22 protein-coding genes are annotated in these 23286 nt (G+C 49.4%); 12 read left to right on the top strand and 10 right to left on the bottom strand.

From position 1 onward, the window contains the following. Positions 1–145: 145 nt before the first annotated feature. Positions 146–1135 (bottom strand): hydroxyectoine utilization dehydratase EutB, encoded by a 990-nt coding sequence (gene eutB, locus BM124_RS13090; RefSeq protein ID WP_093338157.1) that lies wholly within the window; start codon positions 1133–1135, stop codon positions 146–148. A gap of 178 nt (positions 1136–1313) precedes the next feature. Between eutB and BM124_RS13085 the strand changes: the two genes are divergently transcribed. Next, positions 1314–1982: a TraR/DksA C4-type zinc finger protein gene (locus BM124_RS13085; RefSeq protein WP_093338156.1), complete on the top strand. Its 669-nt coding sequence runs from the start codon at positions 1314–1316 to the stop codon at positions 1980–1982. Between the two features lie 164 nt (positions 1983–2146). On the opposite strand, the gene BM124_RS13080 is transcribed toward BM124_RS13085, so the two are convergent. The 3 genes from BM124_RS13080 to BM124_RS13070 form a co-directional block, all read right to left on the bottom strand. Then, positions 2147–3976 (bottom strand): hypothetical protein, encoded by a 1830-nt coding sequence (locus BM124_RS13080; protein ID WP_093338155.1) that lies wholly within the window; start codon positions 3974–3976, stop codon positions 2147–2149. A 10-nt stretch (positions 3977–3986) separates the two neighbouring features. Continuing rightward, the gene (locus BM124_RS13075; protein WP_244504337.1) at positions 3987–5132 is read right to left on the bottom strand and encodes a bifunctional glycosyltransferase family 2/GtrA family protein; all 1146 of its coding nucleotides are present in this window, start codon (positions 5130–5132) and stop codon (positions 3987–3989) included. A 144-nt stretch (positions 5133–5276) separates the two neighbouring features. Continuing rightward, positions 5277–5615 (bottom strand): YolD-like family protein, encoded by a 339-nt coding sequence (locus tag BM124_RS13070; RefSeq protein WP_093338151.1) that lies wholly within the window; start codon positions 5613–5615, stop codon positions 5277–5279. Between the two features lie 147 nt (positions 5616–5762). On the opposite strand from BM124_RS13070, the gene BM124_RS13065 reads away from it, so the two are divergent. From BM124_RS13065 to BM124_RS13055, 3 genes are all read left to right on the top strand, one after another. After that, on the top strand, positions 5763–6095 hold the full coding sequence (locus BM124_RS13065; RefSeq protein WP_093338150.1) for a winged helix-turn-helix transcriptional regulator: 333 nt from the start codon (positions 5763–5765) through the stop codon (positions 6093–6095). Positions 6096–6232: 137 nt separating this feature from the next. Continuing rightward, positions 6233–6640: a DoxX family protein gene (locus tag BM124_RS13060; RefSeq protein ID WP_093338149.1), complete on the top strand. Its 408-nt coding sequence runs from the start codon at positions 6233–6235 to the stop codon at positions 6638–6640. A gap of 20 nt (positions 6641–6660) precedes the next feature. Then, positions 6661–7518, top strand: coding sequence for a VOC family protein (locus BM124_RS13055; protein WP_093338147.1), 858 nt, complete (start codon positions 6661–6663; stop codon positions 7516–7518). A 589-nt stretch (positions 7519–8107) separates the two neighbouring features. Here the strand turns inward: BM124_RS13055 and BM124_RS13050 are convergent. Together BM124_RS13050 and BM124_RS13045 are read right to left on the bottom strand one after the other, a co-directional pair. Next, on the bottom strand, positions 8108–8902 hold the full coding sequence (locus tag BM124_RS13050) for an SDR family NAD(P)-dependent oxidoreductase (RefSeq protein WP_093338146.1): 795 nt from the start codon (positions 8900–8902) through the stop codon (positions 8108–8110). A gap of 38 nt (positions 8903–8940) precedes the next feature. Then, entirely contained in the window at positions 8941–9954 is a 1014-nt protein-coding gene (locus BM124_RS13045) for an AraC family transcriptional regulator (RefSeq protein WP_093338145.1), read from the bottom strand. Between the two features lie 480 nt (positions 9955–10434). Between BM124_RS13045 and BM124_RS13040 the strand changes: the two genes are divergently transcribed. Together BM124_RS13040 and aroA are read left to right on the top strand one after the other, a co-directional pair. Next, positions 10435–11025, top strand: coding sequence for a hypothetical protein (locus BM124_RS13040; RefSeq protein ID WP_093338143.1), 591 nt, complete (start codon positions 10435–10437; stop codon positions 11023–11025). A 62-nt stretch (positions 11026–11087) separates the two neighbouring features. Continuing rightward, the gene (aroA, locus tag BM124_RS13035; protein WP_425288592.1) at positions 11088–12443 is read left to right on the top strand and encodes a 3-phosphoshikimate 1-carboxyvinyltransferase; all 1356 of its coding nucleotides are present in this window, start codon (positions 11088–11090) and stop codon (positions 12441–12443) included. A gap of 132 nt (positions 12444–12575) precedes the next feature. Here the strand turns inward: aroA and BM124_RS13030 are convergent, their stop codons facing one another. The 4 genes from BM124_RS13030 to BM124_RS13015 all read right to left on the bottom strand — a co-directional run bounded on the left by BM124_RS13030 (position 12576) and on the right by BM124_RS13015 (position 16049). Further along, on the bottom strand, positions 12576–13790 hold the full coding sequence (locus BM124_RS13030; protein ID WP_093338140.1) for a threonine synthase: 1215 nt from the start codon (positions 13788–13790) through the stop codon (positions 12576–12578). 31 nt (positions 13791–13821) lie between these two features. Beyond that, the gene (locus BM124_RS13025) at positions 13822–14463 is read right to left on the bottom strand and encodes a YpmS family protein (RefSeq protein WP_093338138.1); all 642 of its coding nucleotides are present in this window, start codon (positions 14461–14463) and stop codon (positions 13822–13824) included. Continuing rightward, the gene (locus tag BM124_RS13020) at positions 14456–15406 is read right to left on the bottom strand and encodes an SGNH/GDSL hydrolase family protein (protein WP_093338137.1); all 951 of its coding nucleotides are present in this window, start codon (positions 15404–15406) and stop codon (positions 14456–14458) included. Before BM124_RS13020 ends, BM124_RS13025 begins: the two co-directional genes overlap by 8 nt. Positions 15407–15545: 139 nt before the next feature. Next, positions 15546–16049 carry a hypothetical protein gene (locus BM124_RS13015; protein WP_093338135.1) on the bottom strand — a complete coding sequence of 168 codons (504 nt, stop codon included), beginning with the start codon at positions 16047–16049 and terminating at the stop codon, positions 15546–15548. A 378-nt stretch (positions 16050–16427) separates the two neighbouring features. On the opposite strand from BM124_RS13015, the gene BM124_RS13010 reads away from it, so the two are divergent. The 6 genes from BM124_RS13010 to BM124_RS12985 all read left to right on the top strand — a co-directional run bounded on the left by BM124_RS13010 (position 16428) and on the right by BM124_RS12985 (position 23264). After that, a complete protein-coding gene (locus BM124_RS13010; RefSeq protein ID WP_093338134.1) occupies positions 16428–17414 on the top strand; it encodes a LacI family DNA-binding transcriptional regulator in 987 nt (328 codons plus the stop codon). A 103-nt stretch (positions 17415–17517) separates the two neighbouring features. Further along, a complete protein-coding gene (locus BM124_RS13005; RefSeq protein ID WP_093338132.1) occupies positions 17518–18531 on the top strand; it encodes a substrate-binding domain-containing protein in 1014 nt (337 codons plus the stop codon). A gap of 122 nt (positions 18532–18653) precedes the next feature. Next, entirely contained in the window at positions 18654–20159 is a 1506-nt protein-coding gene (locus BM124_RS13000; protein WP_093338131.1) for a sugar ABC transporter ATP-binding protein, read from the top strand. Beyond that, positions 20152–21132, top strand: a complete 981-nt coding sequence (locus tag BM124_RS12995) for an ABC transporter permease (RefSeq protein WP_244504336.1) — start codon at positions 20152–20154, stop codon at positions 21130–21132. Before BM124_RS13000 ends, BM124_RS12995 begins: the two co-directional genes overlap by 8 nt. A gap of 21 nt (positions 21133–21153) precedes the next feature. Then, positions 21154–22122 (top strand): sugar phosphate isomerase/epimerase family protein, encoded by a 969-nt coding sequence (locus tag BM124_RS12990; RefSeq protein WP_093338128.1) that lies wholly within the window; start codon positions 21154–21156, stop codon positions 22120–22122. Beyond that, complete coding sequence (locus BM124_RS12985) at positions 22113–23264, top strand: Gfo/Idh/MocA family protein (protein ID WP_425288591.1); 1152 nt, start codon at positions 22113–22115, stop codon at positions 23262–23264. The genes BM124_RS12990 and BM124_RS12985 overlap by 10 nt, the downstream gene beginning before the upstream one ends. Positions 23265–23286 lie beyond the last annotated feature (22 nt).

Below are 23286 nucleotides of genomic sequence, written 5' to 3'. Positions count from 1 at the left end.
TATCCCCTTTCTACGAACTAAAGAAAACTCAACACGAGAATAAAGTATTATTTCTCATTATAGTTATTATATGTTAGCTATTTGCAAGACTAGTGGGATTATGGACACTTTCCACCGCAAAGTGTCCATAACTCCTGCCGCAGCTCTATGGTACATCGTGCCTCTTGGAGAGCCAGGGCAGGACGGCTTGCTGATGCTCCTGAATACCGACGTTATTCCCGGTTACGACAGCCACCGCCGGTCCTTTTGGTTTCACGGCACCGTCGAGCAGCGCGCTGACACCGACTGCCGCCGCTCCCTCCACGACAAAGCGGTGGGTTTCATACAGAAAAGCCATGCCGCGGGCAATCGATTCCTCCGACAGCCGGATCCGCTCATCCACGTACTGTTTCACCATCGGCAGCGTATAACGGTTGGCCGCCCCGATGCCGCCGAGGAGGCTGTCGGCATACGTTGGATGTTCCAAAGAGGCGATAGGCTTACCTGCCTGTATGCTGTCATCCATGGCCGCTCCCTTTTTCACAGAAAGTCCGGCAATCTGTATAGATGGGTCGGCACCTTTCAGCGCCAGTCCGATGCCTGAAAGCAGTCCTCCGCCGGATAACCCGGCTGCTACGGTCTGTACGTCCGGCAGTTCGTCCAGAATTTCCAGCCCGATCGTGCCCTGGCCGGCAATGATATCCGGGTGATCAAACGGAGGTATAAGCACGTACCCTTTCTCCTCTTGCAGCCGTGCACATACGTCCGCTGCCTCGTCCTGGCTTTGTCCTTCCATATGAAGTTCCGCGCCGGCGCCCTCCAGCGCATCGATTTTTGTTTGCGGAACGTTTTTCGATACACACACCACGGCCTGTATCCCCGCCTGCGCAGCCGCATAAGCGGTCGCAAATCCGTGATTGCCTGTAGAAAACGTAATCACACCACGCCTTTTTTCCTCCGGGGGAAGCGAGGTGATCCTATTTATGGCACCCCGCAGTTTAAATGCTCCGGTCGGCTGCATCTGCTCGAGCTTCAGGTACACCGGGACCCTTGTTTTTTCTGAAAGAACAGGGGACAAAATCAGTGGAGTGGGAGGGAGTGTCTGCCGTATTCGGTTTCTGGCGGTCCAGATATCACGTACAGTTATAGTGGTCATTTCATCCGCTCCTTATACCAGTATTTGGTCAACAGCGCTTCTCTTTTAAGCATAAAGGCAGAATGAAACAGATGTCTACGGTCCTTTCTGGAAAGCTTCCACGTATGCCAGAAACTGTTACACAACAAAACGTGCCGATCCGCGCAGGCTAAGGGAAAAGGCAGAAAGGAAGAGGCGTGTGAAAACGAGTGAATTTTTTCAAAAGATGCAGAAGCGGCTGCTGGAAGAGCTGAAGCAGCACGCAGAACATGACAAACAGGAAACGGCTTTTGCGCAGGAGACCGTGGGGGAGCTTTCCAACTACGATAACCACCCTGCCGACACAGCCTCAGGGTTGTATGAACGGGAAAAAGACATGGCGCTCGAGCAGCATGAAGAGCGCAGTCTGGATCGTGTGAAAAAAGCACTGCAGGCAATTGAAGAGGGAACGTATGGAACGTGCGAAATATGCGGCGCGGATATTCCGGTCGAGAGGCTCGAGGCAGAACCGACGGCGCTCTGTTGTATGCAGCATGCCGGTGAAGAATCCGGCCGGCAGGATCGTCCGGTGGAAGAGGAGCGGCTGATACCGGGAAAAGGAGGGTTCACGGGAATGGATATGGATGAAACAGCGAATGGGCGTTTTGATGCCGAAGAGACATGGGATTTGACCGCCGCCTACGGAACGTCGGATACACCACAGGATATGAATGATCCGGAAGAAGCATATGATGGGCTGTTCGGCAGCGACCTTGAAGAGAACGGCGCCGGAGAGGTTCCGGAGGGATTCTCCATTACCGACAGTGAAGGGCGTCCGGTGGATGTAGACCGGGACGTTGATTTTTCCAATATGTATCTGCGCCGGTGAGAAGTGCAGCCGCCGGCCATCCGTGTCCGCTGATAAACGAGCGGAAACCGCTGATATTTACTCCCAAGCCGCCGATATATCAAAAAAAGCGCCGATAAACGCCCCCCTGCCCGCCGATACCCCCTAAACCCCTCTTTTCCAGCCAAAAAAAGAAGACGGCTTCCTCAGCCGTCTTCGGTTTGAATAGTGGATGTGATGGTTCCGTCTTCGATCCGGTACAGGCCGGGTTCATCCACCTCTATGCTGTTGTCTGCCTCAAGGCATTCCTGCATGCCTGAGGTGATCTGAATGACCATAAGATAACCGGATCGTCCGATATCCTTTGTCAGCTGCTCCTGATGTTTCTCTGTGGAGCACTGCGTATGAATAAAGGTGCTGGCTGACATCCGCTCATAGCGCATCAGGTGCCGCAGGAAGCCGCGGTCGGAATCGCCCAGATCATTGATAACAGTAATGCGTGTGTTTGGAGAAATCGGCTCTTCCTGTCTTAACTCGGTTAAAAGGGAGGACGCGGCTTTCCGCGGCGCAGCTTCCGAATTTTCCTGATGGAAAAACGCCTGTATTTCTCCCGTATACGGAACGAATACGAGAACACCCGCCAGGACAGCTGCTGCCGCGGTACTCCAGCTCCGCAGAGATCTGCCGGCATGCTCCATCAGCGCCCGTATCGTAAAGACCATAATAATGCCGGTGGAGAAAATGACAACCGATGACTGATACCTGTCAAAACCAGCCAGGTATTCCGCTTCCACCTGCGGCATCAAGTAGAGATACATGAGATACAAGAGGGCAATGTATATAACATAAAAGACATTGGCGGTGAGCGCCGTATACAACAGTGCGAGCGGCATCCGTTTCGCTGTGGCTTTTACAATGATAACGGTCAGAAGGGCGGCGATATCAGCGAGAACCATGCCCTGCACCAGCGGGGAAGAGAAGTCCAGTCCGGCGTTCACCACCATCGGAAGCAGCTGATCGATGAATTCCGGAGATTTATCGATATCAGTCAGTGTTTCCTCGGTAATAGCAAACTTGCTGTCTTCGTATTCCGATGTCTCATAGGCCTCTGCAATATAGCGTGACCAAAGCAGATTAAAAACAAGCGGAAACAGAATGGTCCAGCCAATACTCCACAGAGATGCCTGTATCGTTTCTTTCCAGCCTCCGCCGTATTTCCACAAGTACCGGATCAATAAGCCGATGACCCAGATGACAGTAAACGCCAGAAAGATTTTGCCGCTGTCCTTGATCAGAACAAGCGCGGAGAGCATGGGGAACAGCAGAATGCCCATCATCTTCCAGTCATTCCGGTAATAAAAAGCGGTGATAACAGCCGCGGCCGCAATATAGCCGAGCAGCGGATCGACGAGAAGACTGAAAATGCTGGAACTGTTCACAAGCAGCAGCACAGCCGGAATGAACAGGGCGGACGCCGCATGAACCGGCTGTTTCCAGGAGCAGAAAAGAAACAGCGGAGTGAGCGCACCTGTTATCAGGATGGCCTGTGCAATCAGTGCCATGCTTTCAGAAAAACCGGTGAATGACACGATATAATAGGCAAACAGAGCCGATCCCGGTGGATACGTAGTATATGTAATGATGGACGATTCACCAGGCAGGCTGCCTGACTGAAACAGTTCTTTCACAATCAGACCCCAGTGGCTGAAATTGTCATAATGCAGAAAAATTTCATCCTGAAGCATCAGAATGAAGAAGATAGAACCTGCCGCAAAAAAGACGACTCCCGGGCTCAGCATACCGGAAAACAGGCTGCGGTCCCGGAAGAAAAGATAGACGGCCCGGCAGAAAGCGAGCAGTCCGCCTCCGAACAGCACATACGTTGTTTCGGTGAGAACGTTCAGCACGCCGCCAAAAAACAGGATAAGAATCGTTCCGGTGAACAAAACGAGAGGCAGGACCGCCGGTGCGATACGGTATTTCGCGTATAACACCGCGCCGTACCCTGCAAACGATACCGATACAAAGAGCAGCATGATTAAGACGTTAATAGTGGTTCACCTCTCTGCCGATGTACGACGCTTCTCGTTTGAATACCCAGTTCCGCTGAATATAAAAGCTGAGTAAAAACAAGAGGGAATCGACCGCGATTTTAATAGGAACTTCATGTCCGCCGGTCGCGTGATAAAGGGCGTACACCCCGCCGGCGGAAGCACCCATCTGGACAGCGGCAAGCGAATAATATTTCACCATCGTGCGGGCGGGGTATTGTTTCGACCTGAACACGACATGCCGGTTCACAAAGTAGTTAAACAGGGAGGAAAGCACCCTCGCCAGCACCGTCGACAAAATGATGAATCCCATCGGCATCAACGCTTTGAATACCATCGAGAATACGGCAAACAGGGAAACGTCGACAACAAAGGAAGCTAGAGAGGAAAAAAGAAAACGCAAAAACACGTAGTATATTTTGATAGAATCCAAAATCGGATGAAAATGGGACGACTCATTACCATCCATATAAATCGTTTCAATGGTAACTTCGGCAATCGACCGTTTGTAGGTCCGGCAGGCCATAATCATTCTCATTTCGAACTCATAGCCGTCGCCTTTGACTTCGAGCAGTTCTTTGGCAAAAGCTGCCGGAATGCCGCGGAGCCCGGTCTGGGTGTCGGTCAGTTTCATGCCGGAAGCAGCTTTGACGACAAATTTGGTTAATACGTTGCCAAAACGGCTCCGGAGCGGAATGTCTTCGCCCGAAAAATCCCGGACGCCCAGTATCATGGATTCCGGCTGTTCCACCAGCTCCTCTGCCGTTTTCCTGATATCTTCCGGACGGTGCTGGCCGTCCGCATCCGCTGTAATCATCCCTATCCCATCCGGATGGGCCTGGACGTAATGGGAAAAAGCCGTTTTCAGCGCTTTTCCTTTGCCGCCGTTCTGCTCGTGACGGAGCACGGTGCAGCCGGAGATATGGTCCAGTGTGTCAAAGATGGATGCGCAGGCAGCGCTGCTTCCATCGTTTACAATAATAATATCATCGAAAGATTCCCTATTTAATTTCCATACAAGTTCCAGCAATTGCTCGTCCGGGTTGTAGGCGGGAATGACGATGGAAACTCTTTCTATATCAGCCATCGACATGCATCCCCTTTCGCTTAGGCTGCCGTTCTGCACGAATAAGACACTCATGACACAAACAACATGAGTGTCTTACCGCCGGTCCGGGCGCTGTTGTTTTTCTATTCCGGGATTGTTCTTTGTACAGTATTCCCCGTGTATCATTCACTTACACTTTTTAAACCTATCATAACAGATTTTACGTTGTTTTGCGTACTACTCAATATGAACTAAATGCTCAAATTTCAAATATTTCACTCCGCCTTTTGTCTGAATGTGGAACTGCTGCTGCTCGTGGTTGATGAAGTGGCAGGTGCCCGTTATGTCATAAAAAAAGCCATCCTCCCAGTACGTGAAACGAAGAGAGCGGCTGTCCCGCATCGCATCGGCGAGAATCCATTCCAGTTCCTCCCACCGCTGCGGATCCAGCTCCGGTTTTTTCGCTTTTTTCTGCTCCTGCTGATGCCTGAGCCACTGCTCGCGGTGTTCCGGCAGGATCATCCGTGATGACTCCCAGCGCAGGTTGGAGCCGGGGGTCAGTTTGTTTCCTTTCATAGCTTCCCCCTCCTTTCTCTATTTAGTATATGAGAACAAATGTTCTTATAAAAGGTGAAATATTTTCCATGACGATTCTCTCCAGGCTTCGTTACTATTAGTCAACGAGAGAATATACTATAATAACAGGAAACGGGAGGTGTCGATATGGCTTCGATGAGAGTGTGCCCGAAATTTGAAGAAGCATTTCAGCTTTTGGGAAAGCGCTGGATCGGTGTTATTATCCGTGTTCTGGAGGAAGGGCCGATGCGCTTTAATGAAATCGCCGCACAAATCCCCGAGATCAGTAAAAAAATGCTGACCGAACGGTTGAAAGAGATGGAAGAAAAAAATATGGTCCAGCGGGATGTCATACCGGAAAAGCCGGTGCGTATTCTGTATTCCTTAACGGACAAGGGAGCGGACATTACCCCGGCACTGGCGGAAGTCCAGAAATGGGCGGACAATTGGGTGGAAGAAGACACAAAAGCAGAGGAATAAAAAGAAAGAACGCTGACACAGCATAACAGGCACCTCGTTACACGGCTGTGCGCAAAAGCGGAGGGATGGTTATTTTTATTGACTTACTAAAAGTAACCTGTTATATTTTTGTTACTAGTGTGAAAGGAGGAAATCATATGTCTTTATTAGCAAGTACAGGGCTGCTTATCATACGGCTCGTTATCGGACTTAGTTTTGCCGCTCACGGTGCGCAGAAACTGTTCGGATGGTTCGGGGGCCATGGATTGAAAGCAACCGGAGGATTTTTTGATTCGATCGGTATCAAACCGGGCTATACGATGGCTCTGGCAGCGGGGCTGGCTGAGTTTGTCGGCGGTCTGCTGTTTGCTCTCGGGCTGCTCACCCCTGCAGCAGGCATCATCATCGCCGTGACGATGATCGGAGCGATTGTGAAAGTTCACGGTCCGAATGGATTCTGGTCAACCGAGGGCGGTTATGAATACAATCTGATGCTGCTCGCCGCCGGGATCGGCATTGCTTTCATCGGAGCCGGTTCGTTTTCACTGGATGCCGTGATTTTCTAAACGATAGGGGGGAATCTGCTATGTCTGCATTACTTCCAGATGACGCGGGGATAGGCTCCGTCGTCTTTACGATTTCGGATCTGGAACAATCGCTGTCTTTTTATGAAGAACTGCTTGGTTTTCAGGTGATAGAGAAAACACCGTGCACCGCAAAGCTCTCCGCTGATGGAAAGCATCCTCTTATTGTGTTGGAAGAAAGGGAAGACGCGATACGAAAACCACTGCACACCACCGGTCTGTATCACACTGCTGTACTGCTGCCGGACCGGACTTCGCTCGGCATGATTCTAAGACGTCTTGTGCAGCATGACTATCCACTGCAGGGAGCGGCGGATCATCATTTCAGCGAAGCGGTATATCTGCCCGATCCTGATGGTAATGGGTTGGAGCTTTACAGAGACCGGGATCGCAGTCAGTGGACATACGATGATGAGGGCTGGATATATGCGCCGACAGTCCCTCTGGATGCCGATGCGGTTCTGCAGGCTGCTGAGGGAAAAGAGTGGCAGGGTATGCCAGCTGCCACCATCATCGGTCATATTCATCTGCACGTAGGGGACCTGGAGGAAACGAAAGCCTTTTATGTCAGTGGTCTGGGGTTTTCTCCGATGGTGCACATGGGGGATCACGCCTTGTTTGTCGCAGCCGGCGGCTACCATCATCATATCGGCCTGAACATCTGGGCGGGCAGAGATGCCGCCAGGCCGCCTGAAAACGCGGTCGGATTGAAAGAATATACCATCACGATGCGGGATGGGCAGAAGCTTGATGAGGTGCGTTCCCGTCTGCAAAAAGCAGGTATCGTTTATGACGATCAGGACGGGGACGTACGAACCCGCGATACATCCGGCAGCCGGGTCCGGCTGGCTGTGCGGTAAACAACATGTCAGAAACCAAGCAGCTTTCAGGTAGAAGGTTGTTTGGTTTTTTTTTCAAGGTTGTGAAGCAGAAATGTCCTGAATCGATTCAGACATTTGTAGAATCGATAGCTAAACGCTGAGAATCAATAGAGAAAACAGAAAAGTGGGGGAGAATCGATTGAGAAATGAGAGAATCAATTCGATACGGCTCTGAATCGAGACAGAAATCAATCCCATCCCCAAAGCATCGATACGAAAAAACAGCAAGGAGCCCGATAATTAATAGAGAAACCTGAGAATCAATGAGAAAAGGACAGAAGCACTGAATACACCGATTCTGTGTAAAGTGACAATAAAGTTTTTTAATTTTATAACCTTAAACAAGCATAACCCCGTTCTAAGTAAGGGCGGGGTCAGAAATATAGTTGTTTAATTTTTGATGTAAGATACTTCACTACACTAAAAAATATAACAATAAAGTCGTTTAAAAAACTAAGTTTTCTTCAACAATCGCGCCCGGTAGTCTCTTTCTAATTCTTGCTGATATTCTAGAACAAGGACAACGCCTTAGCATGATATTATTTCACATTTCTATACTTGAAGAGCGTTAAAAGATAGTCGGTACCAGCCCACCATCCATACGGATTGGGGACCCTTTAAATGCGGATGCATAAGGGTTGCAGACAAATGTAGTTAGCCTTCCTATTTCAGTAGGTCTAATAAATCTTTGTATCTCAGATTGAGGTAGGTTTGCAATCATAAATTCCTTCTCTTTCTCTGAAAAAGTCATATCTTTATTATCGTACATACCCTCAATGATTTGATGCACATTTTCAGAGAGTGTTGGTCCTGGCATGATCGTATTGACTGTAACATCTTTTCCTATTGTTAATTTAGATAAGCTTTTTGACAATGATAATAGCATTGATTTTGTCATACAATACTGAGGCATTTGTCCTGAAGGCATCACTGCTTCTTCACTCGCAATAAAGATAATCCGGCCAAACTCATTGTTCAACATTTTAGGTAAATAAAATTTAGATAAACCATTTGCAGCAAGAACATTGGTACGGAAATATTTTTCCCATACTTCATCGTCAACGTCCTCATATTGCATGATTTCATAAATACCCATATTGTTAACTAAAATATCAATATTGGGATACTTTTCAAATAAAATTTTTCGTTGTTCAACATCCACAATATCGGCTGCAGCATTTTGAGGAGAGGTTGTAGGGAAATCTGACTTAATTTCATTTACAATTCGCTCTACCTCTTCATAATTTCGGCCATTAATAAGGACATTAACACCTTCCTTTGCAAGCTCAATAGCAATTGCTTTACCTATACCTTTTGTTGAGCCTGTAACTAAAGCTGTTTTGTTGGTTAGTCCCATGTCCATAATACAATTCTCCTTTTCGTTTATAGTTAAGAATAAGGTCAGTTTATCGAGTTTGTACCTAAATGTTCAGTACGCCAATTTGAGGGCGTATCTCCCTCCCAAAGCCGAAAGGCCCGATAGAACGAGTTTTGATCCCCATAACCGATCAGGAAGGCAACTTCGCGAATATCGAGCGAGGGATCTGCTAAGTACTCTCGTGCCTGTTCTTGTCGGACTTGTGTTAACAGATGTTTGAAGCTCGTCCCTTCGTCATGAAGACGGCGCTGCAAGGTGCGATTGCTCATCCCTAACTCGCCTGCGACAGTCTGGATGTTGGAACGCCCTCCTGGCAGGCTACGTTTCATGATCCACTTGACCATCTTGGTAATTGAATTGCCAGGTTGCTGCTCATCTGCCGATTGGTCCAATACGGGGGTCAGAATTTCCAGCAACTCTGCGTTGTATGAGACAAAGGGGCGGTCCAGGTCACTTCTATGGAGCGTCAATTTGTCACGACTTCCACCGATTTGGACACGGCATCCGAAGTAAGCTTCAAGTGACTGAACATCGCCCATTAAATGCGAAAATTCCACGGACTTCGCCGTCAATGGCTGACCAGTGCCCCTGCGTCCTAACTCCAAAAGAAATGCCAGCGTGATACCAATCAACATCGACGGACCGGGTTGCTCTGTATACAACCATCCCAGTTCGATAGTACATTCATCGCCTTCCTCTGTGATAAGTAAGCTTTCAGGGGGGCACAGTTGTTTATACCGAGCCATGCGTGTTAGTGCGTCGCGGTAGTCACGAGCGTGGTAAGCTGCTAAAACAGTTGGTGGAAAATGAACTGTTTCGAAGCCGGTCGTTAGCTTGATGATTCCTTTAGCTGTGTCACCTATGATATCGGAATACGCCTGCCAAATTGAGAAATATTGGGAGGTGGTGACAACTGGTTCATTAATGATAGTGAGTGGAAGTCCCGCTTTTCGGGCCACTTCATGGGGGGCAATCCCTAATTGACGTAATCCCGTCCAAAATCCTGCCGGGAATTTAATGCGAGTATAAGACGTCATTTATAAACCCCTCCCTTAGCTATCTATAACTTGACAATTTTTTATTGTGTCTACCCTGTTGGTAGGACAGTTAATATATTACCAATCCAATGTTGTTTTGTAACTAGCAAAAGGCGACATACAACTAACTGTTTACGTCAAATTAATCCTGTTGATGTGATTGAAAATGTATTAGCGTTTTTTATTTATTCCTATTCATTAGGGAGTTCATTCTGAGTTATCATAAAACAACCTGCTCTCCTTCTTCCACAAACTGGCCCAATTATTGAATAGAAGGGAAGTTTTTAAACAACTATTTTATTTTTTAAATAACTTTATAATTTTAACAACTTTATTATCCTTCAACACTCTGTATGAAAAAAGGCTTCCTTTTTTTGATAACAGCGTGCGGGAAGGAGAAAAAAGCAGCCGCAGCGAAAAGAATAAAAGCGGGATGTAGATCAGGAATCAAGAGAAATCACCGGACAAGGAAGGATAAAGATGTCGATTATTTGTATAGAAGGGCCGCCGTTCTCTGGGAAAACCACCCTTTCCCTGGAGCTTGCGGACAGATACGGAGCATATATCATCCCGGCATCTTCGTTCCGGGACCGCAGTGAAGATGCCTGGCAGGATTACATAGATGAGCAGAAACGCTGGAAGCTGGCAATCGATAAATCCCGGCTGCACGCGCTGGTCGTATTGGATGGCGACCTGTATGCCCCGCTTGTGTACGCAAGGCTGCGTCATCGGCAGCATCATCTCGAGCAGCTGCTTCTGCATTTTCGTGCGGCTTTTCTAGAGAACCGTCTCGGCATGCCGGATCATTATGTGTATCACGATGCTTCCTTTGAGCTGCTCCAGCGCCGGTATCCCGGAGGAAGTTCTTTACAGAAAACGGTGCCGGCGGAGGCGCACCGGCGGTTCTACACCGATTTTCTGAACTCTCTGCCGATCCGGATGTACCACACGAAGGCCGGCAGGGAAGAGGCGGCAGCCCGGGATATTACCAGGCACCTTACCGCTGTCCCGCCGCGCCGGTATGACGTATCATTTTTTCAAAAAATCGAACATCTCCTGCATAGAAGCTGAACGATGAAAGCGTTCGGTGTGATAAAATAAAAAAACATATGATAATAGAAAGGACGATGGGAATGGACGAACCAGATTTTAGAGCACGGTCCCCGTGGGCTGCGCTGAACGATGTGGAACATGTATCGATTGCTCCGCTGAAGGAAGGACGTCTGCAGGCTGATATTACAATTCCCGGCAGCAAAAGTTTCACGAACCGGGCGTTGATTATGGCGGCTCTGGCAGAAGGGCGTTCTACGCTTTCCGGCATCTTAAAAAGCGATGACTCCTATTGGTGCATCGATGCGCTGCAGAAACTCGGGGCCGCGGCCGAAGTGGACGGGGATACCGTCACGATAGAAGGGTGCGGAGGCAGCTGGCCGGTGCGGGAAGCAGAGCTATACATCGGAGCAGCCGGTACGATTGCACGCTTTCTGCCGGGTGCGCTCGCTGTTGCGGGAAGCGGCACGTACAACGTCGAAGCGAGTAAACGAATGAGCGAACGGCCGGTACAGCCGCTGATGGAAGCCCTCGAGACACTTGGAGCTGACGTGGAATACGTAGGGAATGAAGGCTCTTATCCACTCCGGATCCGGGCCAAAGGGCTCCGTGGCGGGGAGGTCTCCATTTCCGGACGCATGTCCAGCCAATTCATCAGTGGTCTGCTGCTTGCCGGTCCGTACGCGGAGGAGAAGCTCAAGGTCCGGATTCCGGATTACATTGTCCAGCAGGCCTACGTCAACATCACGCTCGATCTGATGAAACAGTTCGGAGCGGATGTGGAATATAACGAGGACTTAACGGAAATGGATGTGCTGTCCGGTGGATACGAGGCCCGTAATATGGCACTTGAAGCCGACGCGTCCACCGCCAGCTACTTCATGGCACTGGCAGCGCTTAATAACGGCCGCATCCGGATTAAAAACCTGACCATGCAGACGAATCAGCCGGACATTTACATGGTGGACGTTTACGAAAAAATGGGGTGCACTGTCACCCGTGGTGAAGACTTCATTGAGGTGCAGGGAGTACCGCAGCTGAAAGGGAACTTTGAGATCAGCATGAAGGAAATGTCGGACCAGACATTAACACTGGCAGCTGTTGCTCCGTTTGCGGACGGCCCTATTACGATAACCGATGTGGAGCACATCCGCCATCATGAATCCGACCGGATCCACGCCGCCTGCACCGAACTCCGGAAAATGGGAATCAAAGTGGAAGAGTTCTCGGATGGACTCCGGATTCACCCCGGCGTTCCTGTCGGCGTGGAACTGCATTCCTATGATGACCACCGCGTAGCCATGGCATTGTCGCTGATTGGAACGAAAGTACCCGGCGTGTCCATTGAAGATCCCGGATGCGTTTCAAAAACCTGCCCGACATTCTATGACCTTCTGGAACAGCTCGGGGTCTCTGTTTCCTATAAAACAGCGAAATAGGGAGGGAGCTGTCCGTTATACTGCGCAGGACACCAGTTCCTTCCGTCAGTCTGACAGCGGCCCCGGAAAAATACTCCCGGCAGTCAGAAAAGACTGCCGGGAGTATTTTAATGATGGCTGCAGCAAATAAGGTTACCAGTCATCCTCCGGGGCAAGAATGGGGGTGCTTCCTTCTATGGTTTCCGGCGACTTTACGCCCATGGCTGTATTAATACAAACGACGCGGTCCCCGCGGTGAATCCAGTTCTCCTCCCGCAGACTCCTGACTCCGGCGAACACCGTCGCCCCTTCAGGACTGACAAACAATCCTTCTTCCCTCGTGACCAGCCGCTGTTCAGCAAGAAGGTCCTCCTCAGAGACGGCTACAGCTGCTCCCTTTGTCTCATAAATAGCTTCCAGGATGAGAAAATCCCCGGCAGACGTACCTGTATTGATTTCAAAAGCGGCTGAATATGATTCCGGAACCTCCGTTGTTTCTGTTTGTTTGTTTTCAAAAGCGTGGACAATCGGAGCGCAGTTTTCCGACTGCACAGCCACCAGCTTCGGCATTTTTTCCGAATACACCCATCCCAGCTCTATTAATTCCTGGAGTGCTTTATAGATACCGATAAAACTGGTTCCCGCACCGACCGGACAAGCGATGACGTCGGGAAGTTTCCACTGCAGCTGTTCAGCAAGCTCCAATCCGATTGTTTTCTGCCCCTCGATCCGGTATGGTTCCTTGAAAGGGGTGGCATCAAACCAGTCGTGACGCTGTGACGCGCGCTCTGCCGCATCTTCAGCCTCCTGCACAAACCCGTTGATCAACTGCAGGTCGGCGCCTGACGCTGCACATTCTTTTCTGATCGAGAGCGGAGATTCCACAGGAATGGCAACGTGGGAAGTGATGGATGCACGGCTGCCGTACAGCGCCCAGGCGGCACCAGCATGACCGTTTGCGGCAAGCACAGCATCAGGTATATTTAATTCCTTCAGTTTGGACATGCCAACAGCCGCTCCACGGGCTTCTGTGGAGCCGGAAGGAAGGACACTGTCGTCCTTGAGAAATAGAGCCGCTATATCGTACCGCCCGCCGGTTTTTGGCATAGGCAGTAACGGGGTCATGCCCTCTCCCATCGACACAACGTTTTTCTCCGAGCGGACGGGAAGCAGTTCATGATAGCGCCATATGGAAGGAGGACGGACCATAACCGTTTCTTTACGGTACTGGATCTTCAAGGCATCCATATCATAGGCTGATAGCAGCGGTGCATTGCATGAACATGTCTGCTGAGGGACAGAGGAGTCATGTCTACGGATGCACCGCGGGCAGTATAAATGGGAAAGATAGCTGTAAGCCTGGTACACAATGATTCCCTTCTTTCTTCGTTATCGGCGGTTACCCGGACTGAAAATAGTTCATAATGGTATTTTGATTAAACGGAAGATATTCATAAGGCGCATGGACGCTGAAAGAAATCTCATTATTCTGGAGATCGAACTGTTCTGCCCTCACCTGAATGCTGCTGTGGCTGATTTGTGTGACAGCGACATAAATATTTTCCCGTGATGGATGAACACGGATCCATTCCGGCATTTCATAATTTTGTTTAATGTACTGAAGAACCTGCCGGTTGGGAAGCTGCAGCCTTCCCAGCTTTATGGAATCCTGTTTCAAAATGAGATCTCCATTGGTCTGCACTTCAGGAATCAGCGTCACCGTAGCCGGAATCTGCTGATTAAAAGCTTTGACAGAGCCCGATAATTCCACGACATTGTTTAAGTCGACGCTGTAGGAAACATTTTCGTTTTGGGGAAGTCTGTTAATATATTCTTCGATTAATTGATTCAGATTTTCCTTGTCTGATTGAATCGTGAAGGCAACATCTTTTTCTTCTACATCGCTGTTAGAACGTGAAACAGGATCGGAAGGAGGAGCATTCAAAACGAGAAACAGCCAGAGAACGACACCGAGATTAATCGTAAAGAGGGATAAAAATAACCACTTCCATACTGCTTTTCTGCGGTTTGTTCTATTCATTGCTGTTCTCCTCGTCCGTCCCGTTTTGGAATTCCTCCAAATCCGGCTGGATATACTCGAGCACCTGGTCGGCCATGGAGGCGTATCCTCTTTGGTTCGGGTGAAAATTGTCCTCCGCGTAATATCCAGGTCCCGCGTACTGGAAAAGATCCCGAATTGGAATGAAACCGGCCTGTTCCTGTTCGTTTACGACGTTTTTTCCGATCATGTTCCAGTCGGTAACAATACGGTCCAGTTCGGGAATATCGGAAAAGTACATATTAAAAGGATTGTACAGTCCCAGCAGGTAGATGACGGCATCTTCATTTTCTTCACGGATTCTTTCGAAGATGGAGGTAAGTCGCTGCTTGTAGGGGTCTTTTTCTTCCTGAAAGTCGTCATAGGTAAGGTCCGTCAGATTGGATCTGACAATCTTCATGATATCGTTGGCACCGACTGTCAGAAGGACGATATCGGCCTGATTGATGGATGATGAGATTTTCGGATTATTCAGGCGTTCCAGTATCTGATCGCTGCGGTTTCCCTTCTTCCCGTAGTTATCCACCTGGATGGACGCATCCGGCACACTCTTTTCCAGAGAATCCTCGAGAATCCCTACATAGCCTCCGTTATCAGATGAATCACCGGTCCCTTTTGTCAGGGAATCGCCGACAGCTGTGATGTGCAGATCAGAGGAAATGAAAAGACGGCGTGTCTCATTTACCACAGAAGCCACGGCGTCCTGAACACCTTGTTCAAAAGGACGCTGTTCTTCACTTGAAGATGCCGCGGTGCCGGAGGATGCGGTGGTGTCTTCCTGCTGCGTTTTGGAAGAGGTGGCAGCTGCACCGGATAGTGTGTGGTCAGGGCTGGAATCTGAAAGAGAAGAACCTACTAACCAAGCTCCTGATGGAAGCATTAATAAAAAAACGAGGCCCAGAAGCATCAGCATTCTTTTTTTCAAGTGGCATCACACCCGCACATTATCGTTTTGCAGTCATATGAAGATAATCTGTCTATTTTATTATATCAGTTTACTCGGGTTCAGGAAAAAGTACAGCTTTTTCCTGAGAAAAAAAAGGAAGACGTCTTCCCTGCTTTTCCTACATGGTAAGGCGGTTGAGGTTTATTTCTATGCTTTCATCCACCATGTCTATGCCGAATTCATCTTTTACCTGACCCGTGAATGTAACCTGTAGACGCTGTGCCTCGTCGGGGAGATGGACTTTGTAATAATTGATGTTCTCTTCCTGTTCGCCGGGATGAAGGATGGTCTGGAGGCTGCCTGCTGCCCTGTCATTGTTATTCTCCTTGACCGTAACCGAGTCTTCCATAACATTTCCGTGTTCATCAAGCACAGCGATAGACATGAAGTCAGCGCTGTGGGTCAGAGTAATATTTGACGATGGGTTTGGGTTTTCGATGTAAGGCTGAAAGTAAATGGTCTCTTCTGCCGGATCTGTATACTTCATTCCCATTTCCACCCGTGCTGTCAGCTGCTTGTAATCATTACTGAACGTCGGGGTGGCAAAAAAATAGAAAGCGGCAGCGCCGGCTCCTATGACGACAAATGCAGTCAGCCATTTCAGTAATTTATGAAAAGTCACGATTGTTCACACCTTTTAGCAGACTCTATAAAACCTGAATCATACCAATATCTGTTTATGCCACCATTATAGATCAGGAAAAACAGAGGGAGAAGGCACAGCATAAACCGTTATTCAGACTTAATCCATGTGTCATCTTTTCGAAAAAAAACTGCCACGCACGTTAGTATTCCATCTTATTAGACGAATAAAACGAAGTTCTGGTTTCACTTCCAACAATGTTTCATGTGAAACATTAAAAAATAGGCAGATGCGCGCGTCCTGCAAAAAAGAATATTCCGAAAAATAAAATAAAAAATATCAGAAATACAGTTGACAAAATGGTGCACTCTACATAAAATTTTAAATGTAATCGATTACAAAACAGGACGTGACCTTATGGCAAACATTCAGGAAGTTGCAAAAGAAGCCGGCGTGTCGGTAGCTACAGTCTCGAGAGTCATGAATGGAGGTGCTGTCACTCCGAAAACAAAAGGGAAAGTAGAAGAAGTGATCAAACGGCTCAATTATGAGCCGAGTATGCTCGGACGGAATCTGCGGAATTCCGAAAGCAGGCTCCTGCTGGTTCTTATTCCAACGATTTCGAACCCTTATTATTCCGATATTATCAATGGTATTGAAAACACGGTGATCCGCCAGGGGTACAATATTCTGTTATGTGAAACAGATTCCAACCCGGAGAGGGAGAATATTTACTTTGATATGGTCCGTAAAAAAATGGCGGATGGCATTATTTCCATGGATCCCACCGTGAATATGGAGGAGCTCAAGATCCTCGCGGAAGATCATCCGATTATCCAGTGCAGTGAATATTCCGTGGAAAGCGGCATTCCATTTGTCACCATTGATAATGAGGAAGCGGCATACCGGGCTGTCAGCCATTTAGTCAACATCGGCCGTACAGATATTGCTATGATAAATTCCGACGTCACATTTTTATATGCACGCCAGCGTCAGCTTGGGTATCAGCGCGCTCTGGAAGAAAAAGGGGTACCCTTTGACGAAGGGAATGTGTATTACACCAACGGTCCGAGCTTTGAACGCGGGCAGCAGGCTATGAGAAAAATACTGACAGATCACAAAGACCACTCGGCTGTTTTTGCCGTATCCGACCTTCTGGCAATCGGAGCACTGAAAGAAGCGCATCAGTTGGGGCTCCGCGTTCCGGAAGATATCGCCATTGCAGGATTTGATAAGATTGCATTCTCCAACATGACCAATCCGGCACTGACGACCATTGCGCAGCCGATGTATGATATGGGAACAACGTCGGCGCAGATGCTCATCGACAAGATAAACGGCAGGACGGTCGAAAGTACAATGATGAGTCATGAGCTGATCATCCGCGAATCGACCATCGGATAAAAGAGTGTACTGTTTTTTCTTAAAACCGACAGCCTGACTCAACACTTTTTTGTAATCGATTACATTATAGATTTTTAATTTTTAAAAAGGGGTGACGGACAAAATGAAAAAAGTACTGTTATTGGTATTGGTGATGCTCGTTCCGGCTCTTGCGGCAGCCTGTGGAAACAGTGAATCGAATGAAGAGGCGGGCGGTTCTTCTGGAGACGGAGGTGAAACTTCAGAAGGTTCAGGTTCTTCCGGTGGAGAAGATTTGACGATTGGAATTAGTCTTCCTTCCGCCACGCACGGATGGATGGGGGCTCTTATCGATAATGCAGAGAGCAAAGCCCAGGAAATTGAGGAAGCGAGCGGCGTGGAATATATCATGACGAACGCGGAAGATCCAAATACCCAGGCCAATGACGTGAATAACCTTATATCCCAGGACGTGGATGCCATTGTCATGCTTCCGATAGAATCTGCAGCGTTATCGCCGGTTGGACAGCAGGTGAAAGAGGCAGACATTCCGCTTGTCGTGGTGGACCGGGAGCTCGATAATGATGCGGCGGACGTCGTTGTGAAAGGCGATAACCAGGGAATCGGTGCGAACGCGGGAGAATACTTTATAGAACAGCTTAACGGAGAAGGAAAAGTAGTGGAAATTACCGGACCGCCGAACTCAGTAACAGAGCAGCGCGGCAGCGGCTTTCAGGAAGCAGTGGAATCTGAAGATGGCATGGAGATTGTAGCGTCCCAGAGCGGAGATTTCTCGAAAGAAAAGTCTCTTGAAGTCATGCAGAACATTCTGCAGGCACAGCCGGAGATCGATGCGGTGTTTACCCAGGATGATGGAATGGCCCTTGGCGTTCAGCAGGCGGTGAAAGAAGCCGGGCGGGATGATATACAGTTCATTACCGGAGCAGGCGGCAGCAAAGAGGTATTTGAAAACATCCGGGACGGAGGATTGATTCAGGCCACGTTCCTCTATGCACCGACCATGGTGAGAGACGGCGTGCAGATCGCAGCCGATATCGCGCAGGGCGAAGAACCGGAAGAGTCTATGGTGATTAAAGAAGCGACACAGGTGACAGAGGAGAATGTAGACGAATTCTACAATCCAGATTCGAAATATTGATAACATTGTCACGACTTGGCTTTAGACAGAGCAGAGCAGCGGCGCAGCCTCTTTCTACAAAAGAGGCTGCATCCCCGGCTGTTTCCTTCTGGAAACAAAGCTCTGAAAAAGGAGAGAGCAGAATGGCCTTTATCAGCATGGAAACGATTGATAAATCCTTTCATCAAGTAAGAGTTCTGAACCAGGTCAACCTGGACCTGGTGGAAGGGGAAATACATGCCCTTTTGGGGGAGAACGGGGCGGGGAAATCGACGCTCATGAACATTCTGGGCGGTGTGCTGCAGCCCGACAGCGGAACCATTTATGTCAACGGTGCACCGGTATCTATCACTACGCCGGCAGATTCCCAAAAGCTCGGCATCAGTTTTATTCATCAGGAACTGAATGTTGTTTCCGACTTAAGAGTGTATGAAAATATGTTTCTCGGATCGGAAATCCGCAATAAAACAGGATTTCCGAATGTGAAAGCGATGAAGCAGAAAACGGAAGATGTGCTGTCGCGGCTGGGTGTGTCACTCGATCCGTCGGCTTACGTGCGTGATCTGGGAACGTCCCACAAGCAATTTATCGAAATATCCAAAGCCCTGCTGCGCGACTCCTCTGTGATTATCATGGATGAACCGACAACGGCATTGTCTGATCACGAAATCGGCAGGTTGTTTGAATTGATGACCACGTTAAAGGAATCCGGGGTTTCCATCATTTATATTTCCCACAAGCTGAAGGAAATCAATGAAATCTGCGACCGCTACACCGTTCTCCGGGACGGATTCATCGCCGGGACAGGAAGTCTGGAAGAAGAAGATCCGGAATCCATTACAAAAATGATGGTCGGCCGGTCTGTCTCGCAGGAACGGTTTACGAGGGAGCATGAGCCGGGAGACGAAGTGATGAGGGTGGAGGGCTTTTCGAAAACCGGCCTGTTCCACGACATTGATTTCACGATACGTGAAGGAGAAATAGCGGGATTCACCGGGCTTGCCGGGGACGGCCGGACCGAACTGTTTGAAGCACTATTCGGATTCCGGAAAAAAGACAGCGGCAGTTTATACGTCCACGAAAAGAAAGTGGCGGTAAACCACCCGAATCAAGCACTGCGCGCCGGCATCGGCCTGGTACCCAAAGACAGGAAGGAAAATGCGGTGATTCAGGATCTAAGCATCGTTCATAATCTCACGCTGTCGTCTCTCCGGCATTTTGAAAAAGGCGGCTTCCTTACCAAGAAACAGGAACGTAAAGCGTTCAAGCAGTATAAACAGGACTTAAATATTAAAGCGCACGATCCCAAAGCTTTGATTGCTTCGCTGAGCGGCGGCAATCAGCAGAAAGTCGTGATCGCGAAATGGCTGGAAGTGAATGCCGATGTCATTATTTTCGACAACCCGACACAGGGAATCGACGTTGGTGCCAAGCGTGAAATCTATCAGCACATTGTATCACTGGCCGAACAGGGCAAGAGCATTATTATTCTATCTTCGGAAGCACCGGAAGTTCTCAAATTATGCAGCCGTATTTATGTGATGTATAAAGGAGAAATCACAGCCGGTCTGAACCGGGATGACACCGCCGAAGATGAAATCATGGCGTATGCCACAGGATCAAAAAGGATGGTGGAATCTATTGGCTGAACCTCAGTTCGAACCGCAGCAGTCTGCAAAATCCCAAGCAGAGAAACGAAACTGGCTTTCCTGGTTATGGGCGGAATACAGCGTCATTATCGCGTTTGTTATTATATTTGTCCTCGCCGCTGTGTTAAACCCGCGGTTTCTGGATATTAACAATCAGCTCAATATCCTGATGCAGGTATCCATCATCGGTATCGTATCGCTTGGCATGACGATGGTTATGCTGTCCGGCGGCATTGATTTATCCGTCGGTTCGGTGCTTGCCATGGTAGGTGTGATGGCGGTGCTCGCTCTGAACGCCACCGGAAGCATTCCCGCTGCACTGCTAGCTGCGTGTGTGGTGGGTCTGGCTGCCGGTTTTATCAACGGGGTCCTGATTTCCAAAGGGAAGATCGCGTCGTTCATCGCAACCCTTGGTATGATGTCTGCCGCCCGTTCGATTGCGCTGTACACAGCGGATGGCGGCAGTGTCTCCGGCGAAGTGAATGGATTTTCAGCGATTGCTAACAGTGAACTCGGCCTCGTGGACTATCCGATTATCATATTTCTGGTGATGACGGCCTTGGTGTATGTGTTGATGAATCATACTCGTTTCGGACGGTACGTGTACGCGGTCGGCAGTAATGAGAGAGCGGCGGTCCTGTCCACCATCCGGGTCGACCGGGTGAAAATCGCCGTTTACAGTATCGCCGGTTTTCTCGTGAGCATTGCCGCGATCATTGAAACGTCCCGGCTGAACTCGATTTCCTCCTCCAGCTCCGGACAGCTTTATGAACTGGATGCGATTGCGGCGGTCATTATCGGAGGAACAAGGATGACCGGCGGACGCGGAAAAGTCATCGGTACTTTTTTCGGCGTACTGATTCTCGGTATTTTAAATAACATGATGAACCTGATGAATGTATCCCCCCATCTGCAGGGACTTGTCAAAGGTCTCATTATCGTAGTGGCGGTATTGTTCCAGAAAAGGGATTAGAAATGGAAAGGTGTGACATATATGGAGTTAGGCGTATTTACGGTGTTGTTTCAGGACCGGCCGCTTGCGGAGGCCCTCGATCTTGTGAAGGCTAACGGCCTGGATGCGGTGGAAATCGGCACAGGCGGCCATCCGGGCAATGCCCACTGTGATCCGGCGGAACTTTTGAATGATGAATCGAAACGGCGGGAATTTCAGAAAAAAATCACAGACAGAGGATTGAAGATCAGCGCGCTCAGCTGCCACAGCAACCCGCTTCATCCTGATCCGAACGCAGCGGCGCAGAATCACGAGCTGTTTGAACAGACGGTCCGCCTGGCCGCCAAGCTTGGCGTGAAGCATGTGATTACGTTTTCCGGATGCCCCGGCGAGTCCGAGGACTCCAAACATCCGGTGTGGGTGACGTGCCCGTGGCCGCCGGAGCATGCGGATGTTTTGGAATGGCAGTGGCAGGAAAAAGTCATTCCGTACTGGAAAGAGCAGGACCGTTTTCTAAAAGAACACGGAGTGCTGGCGGCCATCGAACCGCACCCCGGGTTCAATGTCTACAATACGGAAACGTGTATCAGGCTCCGGGAAGCGTGCGGCACAAACATTGGCGTAAACATGGATCCCAGTCACTTTTTCTGGCAGGGGATGGACCCTGTGGCCTCAATTAAGAAACTGGCGGAAGCGGATGCATTGTTTTATTTTCACGCGAAAGACACGAGTTTTGATGCTGGAAATACCGCTGTGAACGGGGTGCTGGATACGAAGCCGTACACCGATGAATGGAACCGGTCCTGGATGTTCCGCACAATCGGTTACGGGCAGGGGGAAAAGACGTGGCGCGATATCATCAGCGCGCTGCAGCTCGCAGGTTACGAAGGGGTTGTGAGCATTGAACACGAAGACAGCCTGATGTCGGTGGAAGAAGGGTTTGAAAAAGCCTCCGCGTTTCTCCGAAGCATTCTCATACGGGAAAGGATTGGTGAAGTCTTTTGGGTATAAACAAGAGCACGATCCGGGTCGGCATGATCGGCCATCAGTTTATGGGCAAGGTCCACAGCCACGCGTACCGGGATCTGCCTTTCTACTTTGATCCGCCGGCTGATCCGGTGCAGCAGGTGATTGCCGGACGAAACGAAGCTGCGGTGAAAGAGGCGGCGGAGCAGTTTGGCTGGAACTCCGTGGAAACGAATTGGCGCCGGCTCGTGGAACGTGACGACATAGATCTGGTCGATATCGTCACCCCGAACCATACCCATGCGGACATGGCCATCGCCGCCGCAGAAGCCGGAAAGCATGTTATAAGCGAGAAACCCCTTGCTGTCACCGCCGCTGAAGCGAAACGAATGAAAGATGCCGTCGAAGAGAATAACGTCGTTCATATGGTATCGCACAATTACCGGTACGCACCGGCCGTGCAGTATGCTGCGCAGCTGATACGAGAGGGCCGGCTCGGCCGGATTTATCATATCCGCGCCCAGTACCTGCAGGATTTTATCATGGATCCGGCGTTCCCACTAGTGTGGCGTTTGAAAAAAGAACATACCGGATCCGGCGCTCTCGGTGACATCGGCGCTCATATTATTGATCTGGCGCGCTTTCTCGTCGGGGAATTCCACTCTGTCAGCGGAATGCTGCAGACATTTATCCCTGAGCGTCCGCTTGAAGACGGATCCGGTACGGGGGAAGTGACCGTCGATGATGCTTCCGGCTTTCTGGCCCGCCTTGAGAATGGCGCCATGGGAGTATTTGAAGCCACTCGGTTTGCAGCCGGTAACCGCAACAAGAACAAATTCGAGATTAACGGCGAAAAAGGATCCATCCGCTGGGACTTGGAGAACATGAACAATCTCGAAGTGTATTTCGAAGACGACAAACCGGGACTGCAGGGCTTTAGGATGATCCACTGTACAGAAGCTGAACACCCCTACATGCAGGCGTACTGGCCCGCAGGACATATCATCGGCTATGAGCACACGTTCATTCACCAAATGGCGGAACTGATGAACGGTATCCATGAAAACAAAAGCCCCCATGCCAACTTCACCGACGGCTTTGAAAACCAGGTTGTCCTCGAAGCGGTACAGGAATCCGCCGCTTCCGGCAGCTGGGTGACGACAGAACAAATCAAAGCAGGGTTGTAAATGGATGAAATTTCTTTCATTC

Source organism: Salibacterium halotolerans (assembly GCF_900115625.1).
In the GTDB taxonomy this organism is placed as follows: Bacteria; Bacillota; Bacilli; order Bacillales; family Marinococcaceae; genus Salibacterium; species Salibacterium halotolerans.
The sequence above is the reverse complement of the archived record's forward strand: the minus strand, read 5'-3'. Positions and strand labels throughout refer to the sequence as shown.